Genomic DNA, 26,306 nt, shown 5'->3' with positions numbered 1-26,306 from the left:
CTTCTATTCTCTTAATGATCTCTTTATCGCCTCGTCAGCGATAAATAAAACGCAATAAATATTTAACAACTTAACCGTAAAGCTAAGTTACTTTTGCTTCATTGCGTCGGGATGTGTGCATTATAGGAGATTTTTTTTGGTGCGCAAGCTTTTTTAACTCTTTGTTTTATCAAGTGTTCTTTTTTTACACACAAATGGCTTTAAAAACACCAAAATAAAGCAGCAAATAATTGAAATAAAAGCAGAAATATATTTTTAATATTTCTGCTTTTATATTCTATTTCTTATTCTTTATCTGTACGCTGATAATTTTAATTGGTTGTTTAGGTACATCTTGATGCATTCCATAGTTTCCTGTTGGTGCATTAACGATTTTATCAACGACCTCCATCCCTTTCGTTACCTTACCAAATACAGCATAGCCAGCATCCATATTCGAACGATTTAGAAAGTTGTTATCAGCCACATTAATGAAAAATTGGCTTGTAGCAGAATTTGGGTTACTGGTACGCGCCATTGCCAAAGTACCACGATTATTTTTCAGTCCATTATTTGCTTCATTGACGATTGGAGCTTTTGTTGCCTTCTCAATCATATTGGCATCTAAACCGCCACCTTGAACCATAAATCCAGGAATAACTCGATGGAAGATTGTTCCTGAATAAAAATTGCTTTTTACATAGTTCTCAAAATTCTTTGCAGATACTGGGGCTTTATCATCAAATAATTCGATTTCAATATTACCCATGCTGGTTTTCATATCCACCATCGTATTTGCAAATAAATGACTACTCGCCAAAATTAGAGCTGTTGTAATGAACAGTTTTTTCATGATTGCTTTTCTCTGCATAGAAATAGATTTGTTGTCGTGAGTCATCTTAGTTTTATCAATCTATTTTTGCTATTTCTATTTGTTATCTTCAGAAAACACAAAACCGATGTTTCACGTGAAACATCGGTTTATAATTATCAGTGATGCTTATCCCAAAACTTTCTGAAGTTTTTGGCAATTTCGATCGTATTTCGTTTAGCCTTGCTCGAGATTGGAGTTAGATTAATAAAACCGTGAGTTTGCTCAGGGTAATCGATGTATTGCACTTTAACGCCACTTTGTCTGAGCTTATGGCTATATATTTCACCTTCATCATGCAGTAAGTCATGTCCAGCAGTAATCACATATGCTGGCGCGAGCTTTTTAAGACTGCCATAAGTTGGAGAAATCAGTGGGTCATCCAAAGTAACATTGTGCTGCGTTGCATAATAATCCGTAACGTAGTCTACATCTTTACTTGTTAACACCAGCCCTTCTCCATATGCATAAAATGAAGGATGTCGACTTTTGAAATCGACAACTGGATAAATAAGTAATTGTGCTTGCGGTGCGTATGACTTACCTGCCGCGTGCTGTGCAACAACAGTACTGATGTTTCCACCTGCACTATCGCCAGCAACAGCAATACGGTTTTTATAAATTTTCAACTGACGGCGGTTTTGATAAACCCATGCTAATGCATCTTCACATGATTTGATTAGGAGTTGCGGCGACACTTCTGGCGCAAGTGGATAGTCAATACTTAAAACTTGTACTTTTGCATATTTGGCAATGAGTCGACAGGCTTCATCATGAGTATCTAAACCACCCACAACAAAACCTCCTCCATGATAAAATACAATCATTGGAAGTTTTTTATTTGGTGCAGGATGATAGTGTCTTGCGAAAACAGTTCCACTTTGTAGTGGTAAGCGAATATCTTCAACTGAATCAATCGATGTTGATTTATTTAAAATCGCCAACATTTGCGCATCGAATTGTCGGCGTGATTCGATTGGATCATCTCCAATAAAGCCAATGCGTCCTTGTTTAATCTGAACAGCCATAAGGCATTTGGTAAATGCATCCAAATCTGGATATTGATACGGATAGCCTAAAAGTTTAGCGAGGGATTCTTGTACGATCTTGGGCAGCTTATCAAGTGCTCGTGCAGCAGGACCTTGTCCTTTATCTAAAATTGTTTGAATTTTTTGAGGTAATGCTGTCACTGTCGTCCCCTTCTCTCACTCTGTCCATAATTCTTGTTCTCGTTGACTATATGCTTTTATAAAGTCATAGATCAAGAATAAGATTTCAAAATATGTCGTACGCTAAAGGGCTATTCTTTAAAAGTCATTAACCATTGTGCTTATTCGATTTCATTTTTTCTGCCAATTAACAACAGATTTTAATGCTTTGTTTAGAAATTATAAAACCAGAACTGAATGACTCAACTCTGGTTTTATAGCACTTAAAAAGTGTCATTTTTATGAATAAAGTCGCTATGCATGATATATAGCAGTACATCTATAGATTGATTTTTGGCATCTAATATTCAATCTATTGCAAGCCGACTTAGCATAAAAAATTATTGGCCTGCTGCATCAGCACCAGCTGAGCCAGATACTGAACCTGAAATATCTGCTGAAGCACCGCCTGGTTGAACATCTACAGACGTACCAGCTTGTACACCAACACCACCTTGTACGCCTGTTGGGCCTGCACTAGTTTGAGCTGAACCAGAAGCATCTAAACCACCTTGAGTCGAACAACCCACAGCTGTGAATGCAACACCAGTTACAACCATAGAGATCAATGCTAACTTTTTCATTGTGTATTTCCTTTCATTATGACAAATAGCAAAGTTATCTTTGCGTTGCCTATCATTCACAATTTTTTCTGCTGGCGTGATGCGGATTAGTAGCGGTTTGTTATTTATACAGCGTGCTTTTGCAACTTTTATTTAATCAATTAAAAGCAGATTTCACATATTTTCCTGATCATAAAAATTGGCTAAGCACTTATCTATTCATAACTTTTGTTGATATAAACTGAATTTATTAAAGAAAAATTCGAACATCTTCATTTTTTATAATTTATATAAACCTCGTAGAACATACCCAAAAGCTTACAATTACAAAGAATAGGTTAATAGTTACTTTAATCTAAATAAAAGCCGCAATCAGAAGATTACGGCTTTATGATTAATTTAGGCTTAAGGCCACTGCATCTCACCTTTAACAACTTTAGCACCTAACTCAAGACTACTTGTTTCAGTCAGCGTCGGATATTTCTGTTGCATGGTTTTAATCAACACTTCTGAGTTTTTGCTAGATTTAACGGCTTGTTCGTATTGCTTTAAATAATCAATTGAAAAGTTCACCGCATTTAAACCTTCAGCAGCACCAGCCTTCATATGTGCAGGAACAACAGTTTGCGGTTTAAGTGCTTTGATCGATTCCAATGTTTTGATCACTTCAGCACGATCTTTCGTAGTTGGGGTATCTGCTGTCCAAAGGTGAATACCTGAAGATACTGGAATGCCGCCAACCACTGCTTTTACACTTGGAATCCATAAATAAGTCAGTTCTTTTTGACCCTTGATTTCGATGGTTTCATTCTCAAGTTTTAATGTTTTGGCTGTGTATGCTTGTGGAACAATAATTTTGCTTGGAGCATTGGCACCCATTTTTGGACCCCAGTAATCCACTTTAAGTACTTGCGTATCCTGAATATGTTTAACCGTTTCAGGCGTAGCAATGATTTGTACATTCGGGAAATATTGTTTAAATACATCTAAACCAAAATAGAAATCTGGATCACCATAGCTCACAAAAATTGTTTTCAGCGTTTTTCCACTGTCCAGAATATCCGCTGCAATACGAAGCGCTTCTGATTTTGAAAATTGAGCATTGACCAGCAGGACTTCTTTATCCCCTTCAATCAAAGTAGAAGTGACACCAAAATGCTCAGGCTTCGCTAAAAAGTTTTGGAGTGTTAAGTCTTGGGCAAATGTCGTTGATGCTGCTGTTAATGTTGCAATCGTTGCGAATGCAATTGCATAAGGATTCGTTTTCATATGTTGTCTCCGATCTGATAGGAAACACTTTAAATTGCAATTATTGCTGAATAAACCCACTAAATTAAGATAAAATGTTGCATATCTTGCAACAATCAAAATAAATATGGATACCTTAAAAGCCATTCAAGTCTTTGTCTGTATTGCACAACAAGGCAATCTCAGCAAAGCTGCAGAACATTTAGACTATTCTAAAGCAATGGTGTCGCGTTATTTGGAACACCTTGAACAAACATTTTCCACTCGACTGTTTCAACGCAATACTCGCAAAGTTTCACTGACGCCTGCAGGTGAAAAAGCACTGGTCTATTGTGAAAATATTTTACAACAACAACAACTCTTGGAAAGTTTAGCAGCGCCAGAACAACATAGCGGTACTATTCGTTTTACGTGTGGCTTGTTCTTATTTCAATTGGGTGTCAATGAATGCATCAAGCAATTTAAAAAACGTTATCCGCACATTCATTTTGATGTGTATTTAACTGAAAATACCGTTGATCTCATGGATGCCCAAGTTGATCTCGCACTTAGGATTACGCAAAAAGTTGCTGATGGACTGATTGCTCGCCCTGTCTGCCAAATTGAATCTGTGTTCTGCGCACATCCACATTATTTAAAAGATCACCCTCCTCTCTCTCATCCCAGCCAATTGATTCAGCATGAATGTATTGCTCATCATACCCACAATCAATATTGGACGCTTTTTGATACAGATCAGCAACCACAGAACTATCCGTTAAATGTTACGTTTAAGAGCAATGATGTGATCGCGCTCTATCAGATGTGTCTCAAAGCGCAAGGTGTTTCCATGCTACCGACTTTATTAGTACGTCAAGATTTTGCCGAGCAGCGCTTAGAACGAGTGTTTACAGATTTTTCTGCGCCCGATCTCACCTTGTCTTTGGTGTATGCATCAAGACAACATTTACCGAAAATAACCCAAGAATTTATTGCTTTCGTCATCGAAAACTTAAGTTTTTACTTAAATAAGCAAAATTAAAAGATTTAAATCGACCTGAACGCTTGAATTTTGTCGCGTTGCCCATACTTCATCCGTATCTATGAATGACCTATACGTGGCAGTTCGGGTTTGACCCTATGAGCATCAATGCCAAAAGGACTGTACATGTTTGAGAACTTTTTTAAACGGAGATCATCAATGGCTAATGAGCACAATGAGCAAGCTCAAGACATTCAAAATGAGCAACAGACTGAACAAACTCAAGCTGAAGGTGTAGAGCAAGCAAACGAGCTTAGCGTTGAAGATTTACAAGCGCAAATCACTAAACTCGAAGAAAGCTTAAAACTCGAAAAAGCACGTACTGCCAATGCCGTTTACGAAGCACAGAAAAGTGTTGAACGTATTCAACGTGAATCAGAAAAGCATAAAGACACTGTGCTTGAGAAATTTGCGAAAGAGCTATTGGATTCTGTCGACAATCTTGAACGTGCGATTCAAGCAGCTGGTGCAGAAGAAACACCTGTATTAGAAGGTGTAAAACTGACTTTAAAATCGTTGCTTACAACGCTTGAAAAATTCGGCGTAGTCGAAGCAGACACAAAAAATGGTTTTAATGCAGACCTTCATCAAGCGGTTGGTATCGATCCAAATGCTAAAGCGAATGAAATTGGTACGGTTTTACAGAAAGGCTATACCTTAAATGGTCGCCTACTCCGCCCTGCAATGGTCATGGTCGGACAATAAATCCAGTATTTTGAGAGTTTTTCAGTTTTTTTTCATAAAAATGCTTGAAAAAAAACGATTGACTCTCATATCGAATAACAAGCAAATCCCCTTTACCGAAAAGCATATGAGGGGGATTCACAAAATTTTAGAGGAACACATCAAATGGCGAAAATTATTGGTATTGACTTAGGTACTACCAACTCATGTGTTGCTGTACTTGAAGGCGACAAAGTAAAAGTAATTGAAAACGCAGAAGGCGCACGTACAACTCCATCGATCATTGCATATAAAGATGGCGAAATCTTAGTTGGTCAAAGCGCTAAGCGTCAGGCTGTAACAAACCCGAAAAACACATTATTCGCAATCAAGCGTTTAATCGGTCGTCGCTACGAAGATCAAGCAGTACAAAAAGATATCGGTCTTGTACCATACAAAATCATCAAAGCTGACAATGGTGATGCTTGGGTTGAAGTAAACGATAAGAAACTTGCACCTCAACAAATCTCTGCTGAAATCTTGAAAAAGATGAAAAAAACTGCAGAAGACTATTTAGGCGAAACAGTAACTGAAGCAGTCATCACTGTTCCTGCTTACTTCAACGATGCACAACGTCAAGCAACTAAAGATGCAGGTAAAATTGCAGGTCTTGATGTTAAACGTATCATCAACGAACCAACTGCTGCTGCACTTGCGTTTGGTATGGACAAAAAAGAAGGCGATCGTAAAGTTGCTGTTTACGACTTAGGTGGTGGTACTTTTGACGTATCAATCATTGAAATCGCAGACTTAGATGGCGACCAACAAATCGAAGTATTGTCGACTAACGGTGATACATTCCTTGGTGGTGAAGACTTTGACAACGCATTGATCGAATTCTTGGTTGAAGAGTTCAAAAAAGAGCAAAGCGTAAACTTGAAGAATGATCCACTTGCGTTGCAACGTTTGAAAGAAGCTGCTGAAAAAGCAAAAATTGAGCTTTCTTCTTCTAACGCAACTGAAATCAACCTTCCATACATCACTGCTGATGCGACTGGTCCTAAACACTTAGTGATCAACGTAACTCGTGCAAAACTTGAAGGTTTAGTTGCTGACTTAGTTGCTCGTACGATTGAGCCTTGCCGTATCGCGCTTAAAGATGCTGGTCTTTCGACTTCTGAAATCTCTGACGTAATCTTGGTCGGCGGTCAGTCTCGTATGCCAATGGTTCAACAGAAAGTTCAAGAATTCTTCGGTAAAGAGCCACGTAAAGATGTGAACCCTGACGAAGCTGTAGCGATTGGTGCTGCGATTCAAGGTGCGGTATTGTCTGGTGACAAAAATGACGTTCTTTTATTAGACGTAACACCTTTAACTTTAGGTATCGAAACAATGGGCGGCGTATTAACTCCGATCATTGAGAAAAACACCACGATTCCTGCGAAGAAATCTCAAGTGTTCTCTACTGCTGCTGACAACCAACCAGCTGTAGACATTTCGGTTTACCAAGGTGAACGTAAAATGGCTCAACAAAACAAATTGTTGGGTAACTTCCAATTAGGCGATATCCCACCTGCTCCACGTGGCGTACCACAAATTGAAGTATCATTCGACATTAACGCTGATGGTATCTTAAAAGTATCTGCAAAAGATAAGAGCACTGGTAAAGAGCAATCAATCCAGATCAAAGCAAACTCAGGTTTGTCTGATGCTGAAATCGAAGCAATGATCAAAGATGCTGAAGCAAATGCTGAAGAAGATCGTAAGTTTGAAGAACTTGCTAAAGCACGTAACGAAGCTGATGCATTAATTTCAAGCTCACAAAAAGCGGTTAAAGATCTTGGTGAACAAGTTACTGCTGAAGAAAAAACTGCGGTTGAAACTGCGGTTTCTGAACTTGAAGCAGCAACAAAAGACAATGATGTTGATGCAATCAAAGCGAAAACTGAAGCGTTACAAAACATCTTGATGCCGATTACACAACGTGCTTATGAGCAAGCTCAACAAGCAGGTGGTGGCGCTGAAGGTTTTGATCCAAATGCATTCCAAGGTGGTGATGCAGGTCAACAACAAAAAGCGGACGACGGTGTCGTAGATGCTGAGTTTACTGAAGTAAAAGATGACAAAAAATAATTTGTCTCTTTAAAAAAGACCGCGCGTAAGCGCGGTTTTTTTGTTTTAAGATTCATTAGGTTGATCGAAATATAGTTCACCCAAAATCGGCATAAACAAAGGGATTACACCACAGGCTTTAATTTCTTCAATAAACTCAGGAATATTCACCCCTGGCAATAACTGAGGTGGTGCATCAATCGGTGTGACCATCGTATCCCAATGACATGGAATGATATATTTCGGCTTCAATAGCCTCACAACGTCTTTGACATAGTTAGGGCGATATTTCCGCCCAATCGCACATAAACACACAATATCAGCTTGCTTCGCTTGTAGTTCCTGCTCAATAAAATCCGCCGAATCAATATGTACAATGCTTAAATGTCCGGTATGAATCCACCAATTAAATACCTGACCATGCTTCAGATGGTGAAACTTAGGTGGGTATGGTGGTGGTGTGGTCATATCTCCCGGTAATGGAACACGACCAAACAAGGCTTTGCCATGAATGGATGGCAAACCAACAACGTGCCATTGACCACAATTAATAATTTCTCTCCCTTTTGTTTGAAGCATTTTCTGCTCAGATAACCCTGCTGAGCGTGCATACATCATGGTAGCCTGAGAACCAATTAAGCGTGCCCCTGTTTGTTTACAAACCTCAGGTGCATCAAGAATATGATCATAATGTGCATGACCAATTAGCACATCATCGGCATGGGGGATATATTTGCGGACTAAAGAAGGATCACTCAATAAAGGCTGCGTAAAGGTCTGTCTTAAATTCGGACGACTGATAAATGGATCTAAAACCAAAGTACGATACTGATCTGAAAGGATAAATCCAGCAGTTCCCAAATATTTGATTTTTAAATTTTTAACGTTTGCCTCTGCAGGAGAATCTGCTGTCCATGCAGTATCAGGCGCTTTCAGTAAATATTTCAGCATCTCTATCCCTTGAATTTCTTTTATATCCTTCGTTATTGCTTTTTAATATCCAAAATGCATCTGTATTTTTCAGTATCACCCTATTTTGCTATATTGATTTAGATTGCTTATATTTGAACATATCTTCACCTTTAGAATAATCTTTATTCTATGTCGAGAAAAACAAAATAAAATGATTCGTTTTTTTACTATTCTTGGACTGGTATTTTTTCTGTTATGGTCAGGCTATCAGACGCATCAACATCCGCAACTCAAGTTCAATTCACTTTTAGATCGTATTACTCATCCTTTTGATACACGTTTGCGTTATAGAATCGTTGATGTTGATCCTCGTTTTAAACTCACAACTGAACAAGTGAAACAACTGAGCGTGCAAGCCACACAAATTTGGAAAGATGGAACTGGTCAAGATTACTTCGTCTATGATCCAAATGCACAATTAGCTATCCATTTTATATACGATGAGCGTCAAATTGAAAGTGAACAACGCCGAGAACATTTGAGCCAGCTCGAAACAGGTCAACGACAATGGCTGGATAAGAAGCAACGACTTGATCAAACTGAACAGGAAATTCTGAATAATAAACAGTTTCTCGATTTAAAACAGCAACAACTCAATCAACAAATTCAGCAATATAATCAAGAGCAACTGATCGCTCAACAACGCCCTGCATCCATAGTTGATCGGGACTATTTTCAACGAAGACAACAAGCCTTACAGGACAATATTCAACAAGTACAACAAGAAATCACCCAATACAATCAGAAAATTAGCACTTTGAATCAACAAGTTGATGAGTTAAATCAATTAAACCAACAGCTTGATCAGTCTGTTCATCAATATAAACAACGCTTTCAACCACATTTATTTCACAAAGGGTTATTTAATGGTAGAGAGATTCTAATCTATGAATTTGAATCCGAAGATGATCTACGCTTAACGCTCGCGCACGAGTTAGGTCATGCTCTTGGGCTACAACATGCAAATGATCCAGCCGCGCTCATGTACCCATTAATGAAAGATCAAAATGCTGAAAATTTTCGCCTGACCCAAGCTGATCGTGAGCTTTTAATCAACAGATAGCATGGATAAAAGTGAAAGTTTTAACCAAAAAGTGAATTATTTCTCACTCTTTCTTTTATTTACAAAAAAACAACAAAAGTGATTTTTATTGATTTTCTTCCACTTCTCTACACTTTAAGCCAATCGATAAATCACAAGATTATGATTTATATCATTTTATTTGTAATAAAAAGACATAATATATTCCATCTCAGTTTTATTTTGTTGTGTTATTCACAGCATTCATTTTTTTATTTTATGGAAAAAAGTCACACTTTTAAACCTTGTTTATTAAGTAGATAGCGTTTTGACGGCAAAATAATATTGCTCAAAAATAAACCTTATTTGGGGGAGTTTGGCTCATGCGCAAACAAGGTTTAGCCGTTTTAGTTGCATGCTTATGCATGGGTCTACCCAATCTAAGCTATGCCCAAAATGCATCACATACAGCGGGTTCACATACACATGAATCTATGCAAATGCCATTGCATTACCGAATTGCAGACATTGACCCACGCTTTAATTTAGATAGCCAACAAGTTTTGGAGCTTACACAGCAAGCGGCGAAAATTTGGGAACAAGAAACAGGACAAAAAAACTTTATTTATGATCCACAAGCTGAATTTACGATTAACTTTGTTTACGATGAACGCCAACAACATAGTAAAAATCGTGTAGAGAACTTAGATCAGCTCAATCAACAACAACAACAATGGGAAAACCAAAGGCTACAACTACAACAAGTGAAAGATGAGATCCAGAAAATGACGGCGCTCATAGCAAGTAAGCAAACCCAACTGACCTCTCAGTTTCAACAATATAACGCTAATGTACAACGATTTAATCAACTTCGTTCTTCATCTAAGCAAATGGCTGATCAGCTCGCACAACGTCAACAAGAACTACAACTTCAATCCAATTCTTTAAAGCAAGAAATAGCTCAACATAAACAAAAAACTCAACAATTAAACCAAGCAATTCAAAGCCTAAATCAAAATAATAAACAATTAGTGTTATCAGCAAATCAATTTAACAAAAACTTTCAACCTCGTTTATTTCATAAAGGCCATTTCAACGGTAAACAAATCTATATTTATGAATTTACGTCTAAAGAAGATTTACGCTTAACACTGGCTCATGAACTCGGACATGCGCTCGGTTTAGAACACACAGATGATCCAACGTCTATCATGTATCCAGTCATTCAAAAACAAAACTTACAAAAGTTTGAACTCACAAAAGCGGATCAAGAACTGGTACGTGCAATGAATTAAATAATAAATCATCGCACGACTGTTCGTTAAACGGAATTTTTCACCAAACGGTATATTTATTGAACAAATAAACATTTATTTTACGTGAAAAATAAAATATTAATAAATTTTCAAATTCACATAAAATACTAAAAAATTCGATATGTATAATTCAAAATAAATGACTGTGTTTCATGTAAATTTCGTCTAATTCATAATCAATACTAGAATTTATGTTCAATATTTCTATATATCCATTTATCTTTATTTCATATAAATATTGTATAAATTGATGAATTACTCTCTTTTTTATAAGTTTGACTACTAAACATACCTGATTAAAATACGTCCTTTTTCAATTTTATCTCTCTGTATGTACCCCTTTATTTTTATGTTGGCTACATGTTTTCTCATGCTGCTCTCTCCTTCAGCTTTAGCTAAAGTTTCTTCTAGTTCAACATCTCCTCAGATTCACTACAGTACAGAGAATCCTTTACGCTATCGAATCGCAGAGCTAGACCCGCGCTTAAATCTCAACAAGCAACAGGTAATCGAGCTAAGCCAACAAGCTGCCGAAATCTGGTCAAAAGACACAGGACAAAACTATTTTGTTTATGATCCTTCAGCAACATTTGTCATAAATTTAGTATTTGATCAACGTCAGATACGCAGTATAAAACGCGCTGAGAATTTACATCAATTAGAAAAACAGCAACAAATTTGGCTCGATCAGAACCAACAATTACAGATACTTAAACAGCAACTGCGCTACGCTGATACACAATTAGAATTACAAAAAAACCAATATCAAGCACAAGCGAAGTCCTATCAAAACGCTATAGAACAACTAAATGCCGCCCATTCTAAAAAGACATCTGCAAAAAAATTGCAAAAGCAACAACGCATACTTAAAAGCCAAAGCCAACTTTTACAAGCACGTATCCAAGATCACAATCTAAAAGTGCAGCAACTCCAAAAAAAATCCGAAAAATCTAATCAATTACGTCAGCAACTCATTCAGTCAGTCGATAAATTTAATCAGACATTTAAGCCACAAGTACTCCATAAAGGACAGTTTGATGGTAAGCAGATTTTTATTTATGAGTTTTCATCACTGGATGATCTACGCCTCACTTTAGCTCACGAGTTTGGTCATGCTTTAGGTCTGAAACATACTCAAGACCCAAAATCTTTAATGTATCCAAGAATTAAAGAACAGGATGCTAAAGACTTTCAGCTGACTAATGCCGATTTAAAACTGTTAGGCTTTGCTGACTAAATTTAGTAGATAAATCAACTAAATTATAGAGATGATGTTTTTAAACTTAGGTAACAAGAATGGGTCGCTTATTTTGTTTTTTTCATGTTATTGTGTTGATAAAACATCATCTTAGTCTTAATGGAGAACAACATGAGTTACTATCATATTCTCATCGAAGTGAGCGACCATATCAGTACGATTGAGCAAACTCGTGATGTTGAAATCATGGACATTCAAGACATTAGTCCATATCTCCATTCTATTTTAATTCCTTATTTCAACGAGCAAGAGGTTGAGCTCGAGGATGAAAATGTTGGTTATGATGAAATTCTACATTTAGAAGTAAAACAAACTTTATTACCGATTGAACATTTAATTGAAGAAGAACAAAAACAACTCCCAAGCGATACTGATGTCACTATTTCAGCTTATGAAATCTTTAATGATCGCGATCTAAGTCAAGATGTGACTGCCGTCATTTTTGATATTTTAGAAGCAGTTAAACTCGACGCTGCACCTTAAAATAAAAAGGTCTGCTTCTGCAGACCTTTTTATCATCTCTTAGATTTATTGCATCATTTCTTTTGCCTGTTCTTGGCGGAAAGCTTGCAAAATTTGTTGTCCTGCACGGCCTGTTGGATTTAATCCTAAACGAGTTTGTTCTTGGCGAATCGCTTGACGACTTTTATCACCAATCAATCCATCTACAGCACCAATATCGTAGCCGCGTTTAATTAAAAACTGTTGAATTTCACGACGTTCCGCACGAGAAGTCCCTGCATCATCGGTTGGCCAAGCCGTTAAAAATGGTGTCCCACCTTTCAAACGATCTGATAAATGTGCAATCGCTAAACCATAACTTTCTGCTGCATTATAGCTGTAAATCGCGTCAAAGTTTTTAAATACCAAGAAAACTGGCCCGCTTGCTCCTGCTGGCGCAATCAATCCCGCTGGTGTACTGCCAGATAAATTTCCTTGAATTAAAGCAGTGCCATCTGCACGCGTTACCCCTTGTGCAATCCAATGATTTAATGATTTTTTATTACGACGACTTTCGCCTGAAATCGACATCCCTTGTGGAATTTTTACCTCGAAGCCCCAAGGCATTCCCGTTTGCCACCCTGCTCGTTTTAAAAAATTCGCTGTCGATGCCAATGCATCTGTGGTACTTGAAACCAAATCACGGCGACCGTCACCATCAAAATCAACCGCTAAACGCTCATAAGTTGATGGCATAAATTGGGTATGCCCAAATGCACCCGCCCACGAACCATATAATTGATCTTGTGTTAAATCGCCACGTTGTAAAATACGCATCGTTGCAAAAAATTCACCACGGAAATAACTTTGACGGCGGCCTTCACAACTCAAAGTACCCAATGCTTGTAATAAGGGATATTTACCAGAAATATCACCATAGTTACTTTCCACACCCCAAACGGCCACAACCGTTTCAGCAGGTACACCATAGGTCTGTTCTACCCGTCGAAGCACATCACGATGTTGTGCAAGTTTTTGCTGTCCAGCTTGAACACGCTCGTTATCAACCAGACCCGATAAATAGTCCCAGATTGCCGTAGAAAACTCAGGCTGATAATTTAATTTATCAATGACAGAATAATCAGGCGTTAAATTTTGCGTGTAACGATCATAAGTCGCACCCGATACGCCAGATGAAATGGCTTGGGAACGCAAATTGGCAATACATGCTTGGAAATTTGAGTTTGGTGAATAAGTACTGTTAGATAGTGCTGTTGTTGTCGGTGCTGACACCGTTGCACCATTAATAACAAGCTCTGCATGAGCTTGGTTGAAAAAAGCAAATAAGGCAGTGCCTATAAAAAAAGAAAAATGTTGTTTCATGTCTAAAACCAGAATTTTTAAATTTAAATTTCTCCCTCACCATAACATGCCACTCCCAGATGTATAGTTTGGAAACGTAAATTTGAATTCATTTCTTGTCTTTTAAATTTAAAACACAACTTTTAAATTCATAATTCGATCTAATTTTTAAATTCAAAATAAAACACATCACTTTTTTAAATTCAAAACAACACTCAACCACTACTCACACTTTAAATTCAAAGACCAAGCTCACAACACTCATGCTTTTGAATTCAAAAAATCAACCTCTTTTAAATTCATTTCAATTTAGCCAAAACATGAAAAACAATAGATTGTTTTTTAATTCCTTATATTTCAAAATACTAAGATTAGTTAAGGAGTTACCCACAGATGAAAGTTTAAATTCAAAACACAGATTTAACTATGCTTTTAAATTTAAAAACACCCTCTATTTTTGAATTTAAAACCGCAGGCTTAGAACACTAACTTATTTGAATTCAAATTCAGGATCATACTTTAAATTCAAAATTGCAAATAAAAGTTATCCACAAGCTCAATTCTCCATACTTTTTAAATTTAAAAATCAATCTGCAATAAAAAAGCGATCCGAAGATCGCTTTTTTTACGGCATTGTGGATAAGTTTAGAGACTCATATCAGCCGTCAATGCTAAAGGTACAGGTAAAATCTGTGCTAATTGACGACATAGGTCTGTTAAATTATTCGAATCATTAGGCATCAAGGTAATATGGCCTAACTTACGGCCAGTACGCTCTGACTTATTATAGAGATGTAAATGTGCACCTTGTAGCGCTAATACATCTTCAGATTTTGGATGTTGACCAATAATATTGATCATCACTGTTGGGCGAACCACATCGGTTGAACCCAAAGGTAAACCAGCCACAGCACGGATATGATTTTCAAATTGCGAACAAATCGCACCTTCGATCGACCAATGACCTGAGTTGTGTACACGACATGCCATTTCATTGGCGTATAAACCTTGCTCAGTCACAAATAATTCGAGTGTAAGAACACCGACATAATTTAAGTGGTTCAACAAACGGGTAATATAATCTTGCGCAACAGGTTGCAGATCTGTGCTATTTGGCGCAGGTACAATCGAGTGTGACAAGATGCCATTATGGTGGTGGTTTTCAGCGAGAGCCCAAGTTTTGACATCGCCATCTTGACCACGAACTGCAATAATCGAAACTTCACGACTGAATTTCACAAAACTTTCAGCGATCAAGCTTTTCGCTGGACCCAGTTCAGCCCACGCTGTATCAATCTGATCTTCTGAACGAAGCACAAATTGACCCTTGCCATCGTAACCACCTGTCACCGTTTTCAACACGATTGGTAAACCTAGATCAGCCACCGCTTGTTTTAAGCTATCTAAACTATCCACAGCACGATACGGCGCAACAGGAATATTCAATTCATCAAATAAAGATTTCTCAGCCAAACGATTCTGAGCAGTTGCCAAAGCAAGACGAGGAGGGTGCAGTGTCTTGGTTTGTGTCAAAACATCTACATCAGCCACAGGGGTATTTTCAAACTCAAGGCTGAAAACATCCGCACTCGCAATAAAACTCTGTAAACCTTGCTCAGTTTTGCTTGAAAAAACTGAGCCTAGGATCGCTGCTGGACAGTCTGTTTCTGCTTCAAAAAAGCTGCATTGAATATTAAGTGGTAACGCCGCTTGCGCCATCATGCGTCCAAGCTGACCGCCACCAAAAATGCCAATAGTTTTATTCATGATCAGCTCCGTTAAACTTGACCAGGAATGTTATTGCCTGACACTTTTTCGGTTTGAGCAGTACGGAAGTCAGCAACATTTTTAGCAATTTCAGGACGCGTTAAACCTAAGATTTGCGCTGCCATAATCGCAGCATTGGTCGCACCTGCTTGGCCAATCGCTAATGTTCCTACTGCAATACCAGCAGGCATCTGTACGATTGAAAGCAATGAATCAACGCCATTTAAAATCGAAGATTTAACAGGAACACCAAGTACAGGTAAGTCAGTTTTAGCTGCACACATACCCGGTAAATGCGCTGCACCGCCAGCACCCGCAATAATCACTTGAATACCACGGTCACGTGCTGTTTCAGCATATTCAAACAAACGATCTGGTGTACGGTGCGCAGAAACCACTTCAGCTTCGAAAGGTACACCCAATTGTTTGAGCATATTTGCAGTATGTTCGAGTGTTGCCCAATCCGATTGAGAACCCATGATAATCCCGACTAAAGGTTGGCTATCTGTTGCGACCGCATTCATTGGCTTTTCCAAAACATGATAAAAATAGAGAAGTATCTCGACTTGCGCCAAGCACGAAGGAAGAAATTGGCAAATATTATAGCGTTTTTTTCAATCATCCCCAACAAAAGAACGCTGCGAATGATTTCGCATCAAATTAGCTTTGATTGCGGAAAACAAAATAGACACAGCCCAATAGACATAACATCGCCCAGACGTAATCTAGCTTGAATGGTTGTTTGAATAGAAAAATCATAAAGGGGACGAAGACGATCAGCGTTACCACTTCTTGGGTGATTTTCATCTCACCCAAACTCCAGCCATTTGCATTGAGCAGTTTGGTTGCTGGAATCATAAAACTATATTCAAGTAGGGCAATACACCATCCAAATAAAATGGCTTGCCAAAGGGGTGCATGATGCAAAAATTTTAAATGCCCGTACCACGCTAAAGTCATAAAACAATTGGAAATGATAAGGAAACATAGCGCTATAAGAGTCGGGCTCAAAGTCTTATCCTTTTAGAAAAATTCAGGCTTTAAAATTTGCCTTGCAGGGTATGGGAAGATCATCCAACAGACCTTATATTTTATCATTTATTCGCAATCTGATTCCTAAACAACAACAACGAATTTTGACTATCTTTTCACTGCAAGCCTTGCTATCGTTGCGATTGATTTTTATTGATAATGACAAATACAGACACCAAGTTGTGCTGTATCAAAAGCAGTGGAGTAGGCGAGTTATGCATCTGCATATTTTGGGTATTTGTGGCACATTTATGGGGTCTCTGGCTCTATTAGCACGAGATTTAGGACATAAAGTCACAGGTTCAGATGCCAATGTTTATCCGCCAATGTCTACCCAACTCGAAAATGCAGGCATTGAACTGATGCAGGGCTACGATCGTAGCCATTTACAACCTCATCCTGATCTCGTGATTGTCGGTAATGCCATGAAACGCGGCATTGATGCCGTTGAATACATGCTTAATGAAGGTCTACCTTATATTTCAGGCCCGCAGTTCTTGGCTGACCATGTTTTACAAGGCAAACATGTACTCGGTGTTGCTGGTACTCATGGTAAAACCACAACGACCACGATGTTAGCTTGGGTACTCGATCAAGCAGGTTTAAATCCTGGATTTTTGATTGGTGGCGTACCGCTTGGTTTTAGCGAAAGCGCACGTTTAGGTGGTGGCAAATACTTCTGTGTAGAAGCAGATGAATATGATTCTGCGTTCTTTGATAAACGCTCTAAATTCGTTCACTATCATCCTAAAACTGCGATTTTAAATAACCTTGAATTTGACCACGCTGACATTTTTGATGATCTTGCTGCAATTCAAAAACAATTCCATCACCTCGTGCGTACCATTCCAAGTGAAGGCCGTATTATTGCGCCAATCACTGAAACTAATATTGATGAAGTACTGGAGCAGGGCTGTTGGACGCCTGTAGTTCGTACTAGCCTTGAGCCAAATGATCAAGCGGCTTTATCTGCTGAACTGATCAGTGCCGATGGTAGCCACTTTAAAGTATTAGAACAGGGCAACGTGGTTGGCGAAGTACAATGGAATATGACAGGACAGCATAGCGTTGCTAATGCATTAGCCACTATAGCAGCGGCTCAGCATGTCGGTGTTAGCCTTGAGCAAGCTTGCGAAGCCTTATCTAACTTTGGTGGTGTGAAGCGTCGCATGGAGCTTTTGGGAACGGTTCGTGGTATCGAAGTCTATGATGATTTTGCTCATCACCCAACTGCCATTGAAACAACTTTAGACGGTGCACGTAAACGTCTAGGTGAACGTAAGCTATGGGCGATTATCGAGCCTCGTTCAAACACCATGCGTATGGGCAGCCATAAAGATGGTTTGGCTCATTCTGCGCGTTTAGCCGATGAAGTGATTTGGTATCAACCAGAGGGCTTGGATTGGGATTTACAACCTATCATCTCTGCATCATCTAACAAAGCCGAAGTCAGTCGCTCACTGGATGACATTATTGCTCGTGTAGTCAATGAAGCAGGTGAGGGTGACGCTGTGGTGATCATGTCCAATGGTGGTTTTGGTGGATTGCACCAAAAGTTGATTACAGCGTTATCGTAATCTAGCCCATAGTTCACTTTTCTAATCTAATCCTGTCGCGGTATTCACTATCGTCACAGGCGGCATGGATGCCGCCCGTTGGACTGTGGTATAGGGATATACCATCAGTCCAACAAAAGATTTTTGTTACTTTTCATCTTTGAAAAGTAAGGAAACGCCTCTACACAAACATGTTAATGATTCAACCTATATGAGGCTGTGAAATCTTGCTAATTAGAGATATCTCCAATCCATTTTAAATTGCAATCAACTCAATTTATTCACAAGTTTCAAAGGCAAAATCTTCATTGCTATGCCCATTGGCAACCACGGCCACTGCGGCACATAAGCTTTCACAGGTTCTTTCTCAATCGCTTTCACCAAGGCCTTAGACCCTGTTTTCTCATCCACCTCAAACGGTAACTTCTTCGCACCTTCATTTAACTCAGTACGAATATAACCTGGGAAAATCGTCGAGACTTTGATTGGTGTATGCAACAACTCGGCACGAATCCCTTCTGCCAAATGCGCGACAGCTGCTTTACTCGCAGCATAAGTCGATAAATGCTTTGGCAAGCCACGCATCGCACTCATCGAAGAAATGACTACCAAGTGCCCTTTGTTTTGTGCTCGAAAAATTTCAACTGCCGCTTCACACTGCGCCAACGCCGAAATAAAGTTGGTTTCCGCTGTGGCACGATTTACGTCAAAATGACCTTTACCAATACGGCGACCATCACCTATACCAGCATTGACAACAATGCGATCAATACTGCCAAATTCTTGCTGAAAAGCTTTAAAAACCGTAAAAACATCATCGTAATGAGTCACATCAAGCGTCTTAATCTTGACCTGAATAGAAAACTGACTTTGCAGCTCTTGTTGTAATGCTTCTAAACGTTCCAACCGTCGTGCACACAACGCCAGATTGTAGCCTTTGGCAGCAAACTCTCTTGCCATACCTGCACCTAAACCTGAGCTTGCACCCGTAATTAAAATTGTCTTTGCCATGCCTGCCACCTATTTTTATTTAAATCCATGTTAAAAGTTCAGCATCACGTGCTTTTAAATAATGATGCTCATTAAAGCTGAGTAATTGCAAACGACCATCTACCCAACGCAGTGTTGTGACGCTGGCGTTAGCAATCGACCAATTCAACGCAAAAATCTGTTTCGCATTCAATCCCAAGACCTTACCTACAGCCACTGAAATGACACCACCTGAGCTGAATACTACGGCTTGCTTGCGTCCTGTTACATCAATGGTGGCACAAAGGTTTTGCAAAGCCATTTCTACACGGGTCTGAAAGGCTAACCATGTTTCATGATATTCATCGTCATATTGCTCGCTGATCCAGCGGTCAATCGCACCATCAAAAATTTTAGCCAGATACACACGTGGATTGGCAACTTGAGCAACATCTTGCTTCAATAATTCAGGTTGATTAAAACGCGGTTCATACTGAGCAAACACATGCTGATGATCAAACTCATTCCAAGCAGACTCTGTTTGCACCACAATGTCTTGAAAACTCTGAGCCAGAGCCAACTGCGCGGTTTGTTGATGACGCTGCATTGACCCAGCAATCACAAGCGGAGTATGTTTTAGTGTTGATTGAAAGAAATCACCCACCACCTGTGCTTGCTGCTCACCTTTGGCAGATAGTTGATCATAGCTTGCAGCTCCAAACGAGGCTTGCCCATGTCGCACTAAATAAATCGTGCTCATCGTTTTAAAATATCCTGTAATTTTGCTGCATATTCAGGGATCAACTGCTGTGCTTCTACATTATTTTCTGCAATGAGCTTTAATGCTCGAATATGTAAAGCGTGGATCATAATCCAAAAGTCTTTAAAAGCTGGATTATCAGTTTGTTGATGGTAATAACGATAATATATTTGCTGAGCAATCACAGCTAAACGGAATAAACCAAACACTTCATAAAATGCCCAGTTCGTCGGCTGTAAGCCTGTTTTTTCCAGATAGTAATCGACCACTTGCCGACGTGTCAGCATGCCTTTTAAGTTAGTCGGCTGACGACGGCTGGATTTCATCAGTGCGTCATCATCATCTTGAATCCAGTAGGCGAGGGCACTGCCCAAATCCATTAAGGGATCACCCAACGTTGCCATTTCCCAATCCAATACACCAATCACTTTTGTTGGATGTTGTGGATCTAAAATAACATTATCAAAGCGCCAATCATTATGAATCACACAAGTTTTAGAGTCGGCAGGGATGTACTGCTGTAACCACTGACGTACAAAAGCAAAATCAGGCACATTCGGCGTTAATGCTTTTTGATAACGTGTATCCCAGCCTTCAACCTGACGGCGGCAATAACCTTCACCTTTGCCAAGTTTTTCCAGTTCTGTACCTTGATAAGGCACTTGATGCAATTCAATCAATTTATCCAATACATTCAGACATAGATGATGAACGTGTTGCTCATCAAGTTGTAATTCTTTAGGCAAATTGGCACGCGGGATAATGCCTGCAATTCGCTTCATCACATAGAAATCACAACCAATAACTTGTTCGTCTTGGCACAATGCAAGCATTTCAGGCAGGACAGGGTAGTGCGGTGCAAGATGTTTCTGCACATTGTATTCACGTGCCATGTCATGTGCTGATTTGGCCTTAGTTCCCTTAGGAGGACGACGCAAAATCAAATCGACATTGTCATATTCAAGACGATAGGTCCAATTCGATGCACCACCTGAATATTGGGTTACTTGTGCTTGACCTTGCAATTCAACACCTTGATCCTTTAACCATGTTTCAACCGCAGAAATATCCAGTTCTTCACCGTGACGAACTTGCCCACCCACATCAATTACTGTCATTTGCTTATATCCTTATCCGCGACCATAACCACGTTTTTTTAACTCTAATTTAGCAATCATGCCTTTATGCACTTCGTCAGGTCCATCGGCTAAACGTAAACTACGCGCTTGATTAAAGAATGCGGTTAATGGCGTATCACGAGACACACCTTCGCCACCATGAATTTGAATCGCCATATCAACGACATTTTGCAATACGGTTGGTGCAACCACTTTGATGGCTGAAATCTCGGTTAACGCCGCCATATTGCCCAAAGTATCCATCTTGTAAGCTGCATACAGGGTCAATAACCGAGCTTGGTCGATTTGCACGCGCGCTTCAGCGACACGTTCCAAGTTACCCCCGAGTTTAAGAATTTCTTTCCCAAATGCTTTACGTGACATGCCTCGATCAATCATCAACTCTAGCGCTTTTTCTGCTGCGCCTATACAACGCATACAGTGATGAATCCGTCCAGGTCCTAAACGCCCTTGGGCAATCTCAAAACCTTGTCCTGCACCGCCGATAAAGTTACTGACAGGCACACGTACATTGTCAAAATTGACTTGCCCATGTCCATGTGGCGCATCGTAATCCCCAAAAACTGGAAGCATTCGCTCAATGCTGACACCTTGTGTATCAATGGGTACCAGTACCATTGAATGTTGATGATGACGATCTTTGCTTGGATCTGGCGTATAGGCCATGAAAATAATCACTTTGGCATTTGGATCACCTAAACCTGACGACCACCATTTACGACCATTCAGGACGATTTCATCACCCTCAATCACAGCCGTTGCTTGCATATTGGTGGCATCACTCGATGCAACCGCAGGTTCAGTCATACAGAACACTGAACGAATTTCAGCATTCAATAGCGGATGCAACCATTGTTGTTTCTGCGCTTCACTACCATAGCGCCATAACACTTCCATATTGCCGCTATCGGGTGCATTACAGTTAAAAACGGTCGGCGCAAGTAAACTACGTCCTGTGAGTTCGGCAATATGTGCGTATTCCTGCACAGATAAACCTACGCCGAGTTCTGCATCAGGCAAAAACATATTCCATAAGCCAGCTGCTTTGGCTTTCGCTTTGAGTTGTTCAAGTTGAGCTGGCCATTGCCATTTGGTCCAATCACCATCGACATTTAAACGATGTGTTTCATCCCAAAATGCTTTTTCTATTGGTTCTATTTCTTGTTGGATAAATGCCTGTGCGCGAGCAATAAAATCCTGTGCACGTTCAGATAATGCAAACATCATCATTTCCCTCAATGTAAAATGTGGCGAATATTGATTCGCTGCTTTACATCACCATAAGCGAATATTTATTATGAATGAAATGATTTTATTTTATTCAAAACTATGAATCAGATTCATAATACAAACCCATTGGAAGTGGGGCATTTTCATCGTATTGATATTAATTTATACCCGCTTTTCATCGCGATTTTTGAACAAAAAAGCATTTCCAAAGCGGCGCAACTACTCTGTATCAGCCAATCTGCGGTTAGCCATGCATTACAGCGATTACGTACACAACTACAAGATGAACTGTTTGTTCGTAGCGGACAAAAAATGCTGCCAACGCCGTATGCTGAGCAAATTTATCAACCGATTCAAAATGCGCTGCTCACGATTCAGAATATTGCAATTCCACAGCAAGACTTTGTACCAAGCATGCTGCAAAGCATTAAAATTGCCATACATGATGAAATTGAACCGATTATTTTTCCGCAATTGGTTCATCATTTCACCCAACTCAATCTTGATATTCAGTTTCTGAGTTCTAAGTTGGATCGTAAAAATATGCTGGCTGATTTATCAGCTCAACAAATTGATTTTGTGATTGATCTGGTGCAACCGTATCAAGCCAATTTACAGTTTGAAAACTTAATTGATGATCATTTTGTGGTGTGTACACAGCAAATGCAGATGGATTTATCACACTATCTCTCCGCACCACATATCGGTGTATCATCAAGGCGCACAGGCTTATTGCTTGAAGATATTTATCTCAATCGTCAGCAACTGTCGCGGCAAATTTTCTTGCGTTGTCAGCATTATTCCACTGCGCTACAAGTGCTTGCTCAATACCCCGATGCAATTCTGACCATTCCACAAAGTATCCTTAAACATCTGCATTATGCAGAAAATTTAAATATTCATCCGTTGCCCATCGAATTACCTAAAATTAAGATGGGCATGTATTGGCATGACACAGTTCGGCACAATCCTCGCCATCAGTTTCTTCGAAACGAAATTTTGAAAATTTTTGAGCCAACCAATTTAGCGCATTAAAACGCTAAACTTGGTTTTAGTGCGAATGAAGAAGAGCTTTAATGCGTTGTAATGCTTAGCTCATCATCACAATTCATCAAATACACTTTAGAAATCATCAGGCGAAGAATATAAATAACTGCCATTGCAAAAACGATATAGCCAATATCAGCAAATAAAAAAGGAATCGAAAACAGGATCAATACAGTAATTGGATAAACCCAACGCCTCCATCCTGATAAATAAAACGCCTCATAAAACAGCCAAATATAAGTGCTGTATACCGCCAAACTGGTCGCAATAATTAATCCCATCATTTGGCTTGAAATATGTGCATGTTGTGTTGAAACATCAACTGCGGCAGCTAAAGCAGCACCTAATACAGCAATACTGATAAAGATAAAAAAGTGGCCATAGCCCCATAAAAATGGCTGCACACCACGGCGTTGATGGTGATGATGACTACGATCAAAATAGACCCACCACATCGCAAACATCATCAATAAACCGCCAATAATTAAAAATACTTCTTGGTAATTGATCACACGATTCGAAAAGGCTTCCTGTGTAGCAGCAAAACTGCCAATGATGGATTCGCCTAATACAATAATGGTCAGTAGCCCATAACGTTCGACAATATGATGTGGATGCCATGGCGTGGCAGCATGCTTTTCCGCATAAAAAGGAACGGCTAATTCAAAAAAGACCAGAATGAGAAATAACCACGTAGTCATGTGAATAGAGCTAAAATTACCAATCAGCCAGCCTAACTGAACCAATACAATACCAATTGCATAACGATAAGCAGTCACTTTGCGCTCGGGATCATGCTTTGCCACACGTATCCATTGAGTGACTAAAGCCAATCGCATAATCACATAACCAATGATAATCACATCGAAATTGTGTTGTTGAAAAACGGCTGGAATCCCAGCTGCCATCACTAATGACCCCGCGATTTGCACAAAAGTAAGACAACGATAAAGCGTGTCATCATTGTCATACGCGGAAGCAAACCACGTAAAATTCATCCATGCCCACCACAGAGCAAAAAACACCATACAATAGGTCGGCAGAGCATGCCATAAGTGCCCCTCAATCATGGCATGATGTAGTTGCTGCCCAGCAGTCGCAATGGCAACAACAAAAATAAGGTCAAATAAAAGCTCTAACGGGGTAGCAGCACGATGTGCTTCTTCAGGGTCACGAGGGGCAAACAATTTCAGGGGTTTATTTAGTATTTTTTCAACACTCATTTCTTATTTCTCAAAACAAAATAAAGCTCTTCAGGTATAACTTAATCGATCTGGGCTGTTTTACCTATTGCTTCGATCATACAAAAATCAAGTTTAAAATTTATGCGTTGAGCATTTGCTTAAATAGATTATTTGTGTAATTCTACGCACATATTTGGATGTCACCATCCATACAGAATTTGTTGACAAGGGGAGTAGCCTCCTCCAAACCTAAGAGATCAAATACTTAGGTGTCAGAGCTTCGTCATTACACTTTGCAAAAAGTCGGACTCTGAGCATCACAATCATTTGTGATGTAGGCAAGACCTTGATCATGTTGAAACAGATGTATTAATTCATCTGGCAACTGGTCAAGGTTTTTTTATGTCCATTTGCCAGATAGGGAGTTGTGATGGAAACTATCGGCAATTTATGGCTGTATGTTGCGTTCTTTGGCATTGTCATTGTCATGCTATTGATCGACTTTTTAGGCTTTAAACAAAAGCAAAACCAAGATGTTCCAATTAAGCAGGCGGCGTATTGGAGTATTGCTTGGGTCACGGTTGCCATGCTCTTTGGCGGTGGTTTGTGGTTCTATCTTCAGCAAACGCTGGGTGCAACCATAGCGAACCAAAAAACCATGGAATACTTCGCAGGCTATCTACTTGAAAAATCACTTGCGATTGATAACGTCTTCGTGTGGCTGATGATTTTCGCTGCATTTGCGATTCCACCCGCGCTACAACGTAAAATTTTACTTTACGGCGTACTTGGGGCAATCATTCTAAGAACTATCTTTATCTTTATCGGCGCTTGGTTTGTTCAAGAGTTTTCATGGGTGCTGTATATCTTCGGCGCGTTCTTGGTCTATACAGGCTTTAAGTTCCTCAAAGGACAAGATGAAGAAACCAATATCGAAGATATTAAATTGCTGAAATGGCTACGCAAACATATGCGTATTACGCCAAAACTAGAAGGCAATAAATTCTTCATTCGCCAAAATGGTGTGCTTTGGGCAACGCCTTTATTCTTGGTGTTAATCCTTGTTGAAGCTTCAGATGTAATTTTTGCTGTTGACTCTATTCCCGCGATTTTTGCTGTTACCAGTGATCCGTTCATTGTTTTAACCGCAAACTTAATGGCAATCTTGGGTCTACGTGCAATGTTCTTCTTGCTCGCAGGTGCAGCAACCAAGATGCATTATTTACCGTATGGTTTGGGGATTATCTTATTGTTCATCGGTGCGAAAATGTTATTGCTTGATGTGTTCCACATGCCGATTTGGATTTCACTCGGTTTTATTGTCCTTGTGCTCAGTATTACGGCTTATCTCTCTATACGTCATAACAAACGTCAAGCGCAATAATCACAAAGCATTTAAAAAAGGGTCTTTATGGAAGGCCCTTTTTTGCTTATGTGTTGATAAATCATCCATTCCAATATTCAATGAAAATGAATTGACTCAAATAATGACTCACATTTATACACGTTTTAAGCACTTAAAATAGGCGAATAATCCAGTAACTTTGGCAAAATCAGGTACAATCATTCGAAAAACATTGTAGGTTG

At 39.3% G+C, this 26,306-nt stretch carries 24 protein-coding genes; 10 read left to right on the top strand and 14 right to left on the bottom strand.

Annotated features, from left to right (window positions below; translation table 11 throughout):
- Window positions 1-277: 277 nt before the first annotated feature.
- The 4 genes from IO68_RS20810 to IO68_RS20795 all read right to left on the bottom strand — a co-directional run bounded on the left by IO68_RS20810 (window position 278) and on the right by IO68_RS20795 (window position 3,890).
- On the bottom strand, window positions 278-832 hold the full coding sequence (locus IO68_RS20810; RefSeq protein WP_023012798.1) for a peptidylprolyl isomerase: 555 nt from the start codon (window positions 830-832) through the stop codon (window positions 278-280).
- A gap of 137 nt (window positions 833-969) precedes the next feature.
- On the bottom strand, window positions 970-2,040 hold the full coding sequence (locus tag IO68_RS20805) for an alpha/beta hydrolase (RefSeq protein WP_023012797.1): 1,071 nt from the start codon (window positions 2,038-2,040) through the stop codon (window positions 970-972).
- Window positions 2,041-2,399: 359 nt separating this feature from the next.
- Window positions 2,400-2,642 carry a hypothetical protein gene (locus IO68_RS20800; protein WP_004882185.1) on the bottom strand — a complete coding sequence of 81 codons (243 nt, stop codon included), beginning with the start codon at window positions 2,640-2,642 and terminating at the stop codon, window positions 2,400-2,402.
- A 384-nt stretch (window positions 2,643-3,026) separates the two neighbouring features.
- On the bottom strand, window positions 3,027-3,890 hold the full coding sequence (locus IO68_RS20795; RefSeq protein WP_023012796.1) for an MBL fold metallo-hydrolase: 864 nt from the start codon (window positions 3,888-3,890) through the stop codon (window positions 3,027-3,029).
- A 106-nt stretch (window positions 3,891-3,996) separates the two neighbouring features.
- Here IO68_RS20795 and IO68_RS20790 point away from each other — a divergent pair, with 106 nt between their 5' ends.
- The 3 genes from IO68_RS20790 (at window position 3,997) to dnaK (ending at window position 7,686) form a co-directional block, all read left to right on the top strand.
- Complete coding sequence (locus tag IO68_RS20790; RefSeq protein ID WP_007482193.1) at window positions 3,997-4,890, top strand: LysR family transcriptional regulator; 894 nt, start codon at window positions 3,997-3,999, stop codon at window positions 4,888-4,890.
- A 159-nt stretch (window positions 4,891-5,049) separates the two neighbouring features.
- Complete coding sequence (grpE, locus tag IO68_RS20785; RefSeq protein ID WP_007482191.1) at window positions 5,050-5,595, top strand: nucleotide exchange factor GrpE; 546 nt, start codon at window positions 5,050-5,052, stop codon at window positions 5,593-5,595.
- 144 nt (window positions 5,596-5,739) lie between these two features.
- Window positions 5,740-7,686 carry a molecular chaperone DnaK gene (gene dnaK, locus IO68_RS20780; RefSeq protein ID WP_023012795.1) on the top strand — a complete coding sequence of 649 codons (1,947 nt, stop codon included), beginning with the start codon at window positions 5,740-5,742 and terminating at the stop codon, window positions 7,684-7,686.
- Window positions 7,687-7,731: 45 nt separating this feature from the next.
- Here the strand turns inward: dnaK and IO68_RS20775 are convergent, their stop codons facing one another.
- Window positions 7,732-8,616 carry an MBL fold metallo-hydrolase gene (locus tag IO68_RS20775; protein WP_023012794.1) on the bottom strand — a complete coding sequence of 295 codons (885 nt, stop codon included), beginning with the start codon at window positions 8,614-8,616 and terminating at the stop codon, window positions 7,732-7,734.
- Window positions 8,617-8,788: 172 nt separating this feature from the next.
- On the opposite strand from IO68_RS20775, the gene IO68_RS20770 reads away from it, so the two are divergent.
- The 4 genes from IO68_RS20770 to IO68_RS20755 all read left to right on the top strand — a co-directional run bounded on the left by IO68_RS20770 (window position 8,789) and on the right by IO68_RS20755 (window position 12,715).
- Window positions 8,789-9,700: a matrixin family metalloprotease gene (locus tag IO68_RS20770; RefSeq protein WP_023012793.1), complete on the top strand. Its 912-nt coding sequence runs from the start codon at window positions 8,789-8,791 to the stop codon at window positions 9,698-9,700.
- A gap of 341 nt (window positions 9,701-10,041) precedes the next feature.
- Window positions 10,042-10,953, top strand: coding sequence for a matrixin family metalloprotease (locus tag IO68_RS20765; protein WP_023012792.1), 912 nt, complete (start codon window positions 10,042-10,044; stop codon window positions 10,951-10,953).
- A gap of 352 nt (window positions 10,954-11,305) precedes the next feature.
- Window positions 11,306-12,211, top strand: a complete 906-nt coding sequence (locus tag IO68_RS20760; RefSeq protein WP_031234703.1) for a matrixin family metalloprotease — start codon at window positions 11,306-11,308, stop codon at window positions 12,209-12,211.
- 120 nt (window positions 12,212-12,331) lie between these two features.
- On the top strand, window positions 12,332-12,715 hold the full coding sequence (locus IO68_RS20755) for a hypothetical protein (protein WP_165593500.1): 384 nt from the start codon (window positions 12,332-12,334) through the stop codon (window positions 12,713-12,715).
- 45 nt (window positions 12,716-12,760) lie between these two features.
- Here the strand turns inward: IO68_RS20755 and IO68_RS20750 are convergent, their stop codons facing one another.
- From IO68_RS20750 to IO68_RS20735, 4 genes are all read right to left on the bottom strand, one after another.
- Entirely contained in the window at window positions 12,761-14,056 is a 1,296-nt protein-coding gene (locus IO68_RS20750; RefSeq protein WP_023012789.1) for a lytic murein transglycosylase, read from the bottom strand.
- A gap of 624 nt (window positions 14,057-14,680) precedes the next feature.
- Window positions 14,681-15,802, bottom strand: a complete 1,122-nt coding sequence (locus IO68_RS20745; protein ID WP_023012788.1) for a 5-(carboxyamino)imidazole ribonucleotide synthase — start codon at window positions 15,800-15,802, stop codon at window positions 14,681-14,683.
- Between the two features lie 11 nt (window positions 15,803-15,813).
- The gene (purE, locus tag IO68_RS20740; RefSeq protein WP_004882201.1) at window positions 15,814-16,326 is read right to left on the bottom strand and encodes a 5-(carboxyamino)imidazole ribonucleotide mutase; all 513 of its coding nucleotides are present in this window, start codon (window positions 16,324-16,326) and stop codon (window positions 15,814-15,816) included.
- A 136-nt stretch (window positions 16,327-16,462) separates the two neighbouring features.
- Window positions 16,463-16,813, bottom strand: coding sequence for a DMT family protein (locus IO68_RS20735; RefSeq protein ID WP_031234702.1), 351 nt, complete (start codon window positions 16,811-16,813; stop codon window positions 16,463-16,465).
- 236 nt (window positions 16,814-17,049) lie between these two features.
- Between IO68_RS20735 and mpl the strand changes: the two genes are divergently transcribed.
- The gene (gene mpl / locus IO68_RS20730) at window positions 17,050-18,411 is read left to right on the top strand and encodes a UDP-N-acetylmuramate:L-alanyl-gamma-D-glutamyl-meso-diaminopimelate ligase (protein ID WP_023012787.1); all 1,362 of its coding nucleotides are present in this window, start codon (window positions 17,050-17,052) and stop codon (window positions 18,409-18,411) included.
- 246 nt (window positions 18,412-18,657) lie between these two features.
- On the opposite strand, the gene IO68_RS20725 is transcribed toward mpl, so the two are convergent.
- From IO68_RS20725 to IO68_RS20710, 4 genes are read right to left on the bottom strand one after another with little or no spacing between them, the layout of a single operon-like run.
- On the bottom strand, window positions 18,658-19,401 hold the full coding sequence (locus tag IO68_RS20725) for an SDR family oxidoreductase (protein ID WP_023012786.1): 744 nt from the start codon (window positions 19,399-19,401) through the stop codon (window positions 18,658-18,660).
- 19 nt (window positions 19,402-19,420) lie between these two features.
- On the bottom strand, window positions 19,421-20,119 hold the full coding sequence (locus IO68_RS20720; protein ID WP_023012785.1) for a histidine phosphatase family protein: 699 nt from the start codon (window positions 20,117-20,119) through the stop codon (window positions 19,421-19,423).
- Window positions 20,116-21,237: a phosphotransferase family protein gene (locus IO68_RS20715; RefSeq protein ID WP_023012784.1), complete on the bottom strand. Its 1,122-nt coding sequence runs from the start codon at window positions 21,235-21,237 to the stop codon at window positions 20,116-20,118. Before IO68_RS20715 ends, IO68_RS20720 begins: the two co-directional genes overlap by 4 nt.
- A gap of 12 nt (window positions 21,238-21,249) precedes the next feature.
- Entirely contained in the window at window positions 21,250-22,482 is a 1,233-nt protein-coding gene (locus IO68_RS20710) for an acyl-CoA dehydrogenase family protein (RefSeq protein ID WP_031234701.1), read from the bottom strand.
- Window positions 22,483-22,587: 105 nt separating this feature from the next.
- Here IO68_RS20710 and IO68_RS20705 point away from each other — a divergent pair, with 105 nt between their 5' ends.
- Window positions 22,588-23,523, top strand: a complete 936-nt coding sequence (locus tag IO68_RS20705) for a LysR family transcriptional regulator (protein WP_023012782.1) — start codon at window positions 22,588-22,590, stop codon at window positions 23,521-23,523.
- A 38-nt stretch (window positions 23,524-23,561) separates the two neighbouring features.
- Here the strand turns inward: IO68_RS20705 and IO68_RS20700 are convergent, their stop codons facing one another.
- Window positions 23,562-24,758: a low temperature requirement protein A gene (locus IO68_RS20700; RefSeq protein ID WP_023012781.1), complete on the bottom strand. Its 1,197-nt coding sequence runs from the start codon at window positions 24,756-24,758 to the stop codon at window positions 23,562-23,564.
- A gap of 391 nt (window positions 24,759-25,149) precedes the next feature.
- On the opposite strand from IO68_RS20700, the gene IO68_RS20695 reads away from it, so the two are divergent.
- A complete protein-coding gene (locus IO68_RS20695; RefSeq protein ID WP_007482166.1) occupies window positions 25,150-26,103 on the top strand; it encodes a TerC family protein in 954 nt (317 codons plus the stop codon).
- Window positions 26,104-26,306: the final 203 nt, after the last annotated feature.

It is taken from the genome of Acinetobacter sp. COS3, assembly GCF_000475335.1.
In the GTDB taxonomy this organism is placed as follows: Bacteria; Pseudomonadota; Gammaproteobacteria; order Pseudomonadales; family Moraxellaceae; genus Acinetobacter; species Acinetobacter venetianus.
The sequence above is the reverse complement of the archived record's forward strand: the minus strand, read 5'-3'. Positions and strand labels throughout refer to the sequence as shown.

What these genes read in the sequence shown, in the direction of transcription:
- IO68_RS20700 (WP_023012781.1), bottom strand. Translation starts at nt 24,758, where the DNA reads ATGAGTGTTGAAAAAATACTAAATAAACCCCTGAAATTGTTTGCCCCT.
- IO68_RS20770 (WP_023012793.1), top strand. Translation starts at nt 8,789, where the DNA reads ATGATTCGTTTTTTTACTATTCTTGGACTGGTATTTTTTCTGTTATGG.
- IO68_RS20725 (WP_023012786.1), bottom strand. Translation starts at nt 19,401, where the DNA reads ATGGCAAAGACAATTTTAATTACGGGTGCAAGCTCAGGTTTAGGTGCA.
- dnaK (WP_023012795.1), top strand. Translation starts at nt 5,740, where the DNA reads ATGGCGAAAATTATTGGTATTGACTTAGGTACTACCAACTCATGTGTT.
- IO68_RS20695 (WP_007482166.1), top strand. Translation starts at nt 25,150, where the DNA reads ATGGAAACTATCGGCAATTTATGGCTGTATGTTGCGTTCTTTGGCATT.
- IO68_RS20755 (WP_165593500.1), top strand. Translation starts at nt 12,332, where the DNA reads ATGGAGAACAACATGAGTTACTATCATATTCTCATCGAAGTGAGCGAC.
- IO68_RS20710 (WP_031234701.1), bottom strand. Translation starts at nt 22,482, where the DNA reads ATGTTTGCATTATCTGAACGTGCACAGGATTTTATTGCTCGCGCACAG.
- IO68_RS20760 (WP_031234703.1), top strand. Translation starts at nt 11,306, where the DNA reads ATGTACCCCTTTATTTTTATGTTGGCTACATGTTTTCTCATGCTGCTC.
- IO68_RS20775 (WP_023012794.1), bottom strand. Translation starts at nt 8,616, where the DNA reads ATGCTGAAATATTTACTGAAAGCGCCTGATACTGCATGGACAGCAGAT.
- purE (WP_004882201.1), bottom strand. Translation starts at nt 16,326, where the DNA reads ATGAATGCGGTCGCAACAGATAGCCAACCTTTAGTCGGGATTATCATG.
- IO68_RS20765 (WP_023012792.1), top strand. Translation starts at nt 10,042, where the DNA reads ATGCGCAAACAAGGTTTAGCCGTTTTAGTTGCATGCTTATGCATGGGT.
- mpl (WP_023012787.1), top strand. Translation starts at nt 17,050, where the DNA reads ATGCATCTGCATATTTTGGGTATTTGTGGCACATTTATGGGGTCTCTG.
- IO68_RS20810 (WP_023012798.1), bottom strand. Translation starts at nt 832, where the DNA reads ATGAAAAAACTGTTCATTACAACAGCTCTAATTTTGGCGAGTAGTCAT.
- IO68_RS20720 (WP_023012785.1), bottom strand. Translation starts at nt 20,119, where the DNA reads ATGAGCACGATTTATTTAGTGCGACATGGGCAAGCCTCGTTTGGAGCT.
- IO68_RS20800 (WP_004882185.1), bottom strand. Translation starts at nt 2,642, where the DNA reads ATGAAAAAGTTAGCATTGATCTCTATGGTTGTAACTGGTGTTGCATTC.
- grpE (WP_007482191.1), top strand. Translation starts at nt 5,050, where the DNA reads ATGGCTAATGAGCACAATGAGCAAGCTCAAGACATTCAAAATGAGCAA.
- IO68_RS20745 (WP_023012788.1), bottom strand. Translation starts at nt 15,802, where the DNA reads ATGAATAAAACTATTGGCATTTTTGGTGGCGGTCAGCTTGGACGCATG.
- IO68_RS20795 (WP_023012796.1), bottom strand. Translation starts at nt 3,890, where the DNA reads ATGAAAACGAATCCTTATGCAATTGCATTCGCAACGATTGCAACATTA.
- IO68_RS20750 (WP_023012789.1), bottom strand. Translation starts at nt 14,056, where the DNA reads ATGAAACAACATTTTTCTTTTTTTATAGGCACTGCCTTATTTGCTTTT.
- IO68_RS20715 (WP_023012784.1), bottom strand. Translation starts at nt 21,237, where the DNA reads ATGACAGTAATTGATGTGGGTGGGCAAGTTCGTCACGGTGAAGAACTG.
- IO68_RS20790 (WP_007482193.1), top strand. Translation starts at nt 3,997, where the DNA reads ATGGATACCTTAAAAGCCATTCAAGTCTTTGTCTGTATTGCACAACAA.
- IO68_RS20705 (WP_023012782.1), top strand. Translation starts at nt 22,588, where the DNA reads ATGAATCAGATTCATAATACAAACCCATTGGAAGTGGGGCATTTTCAT.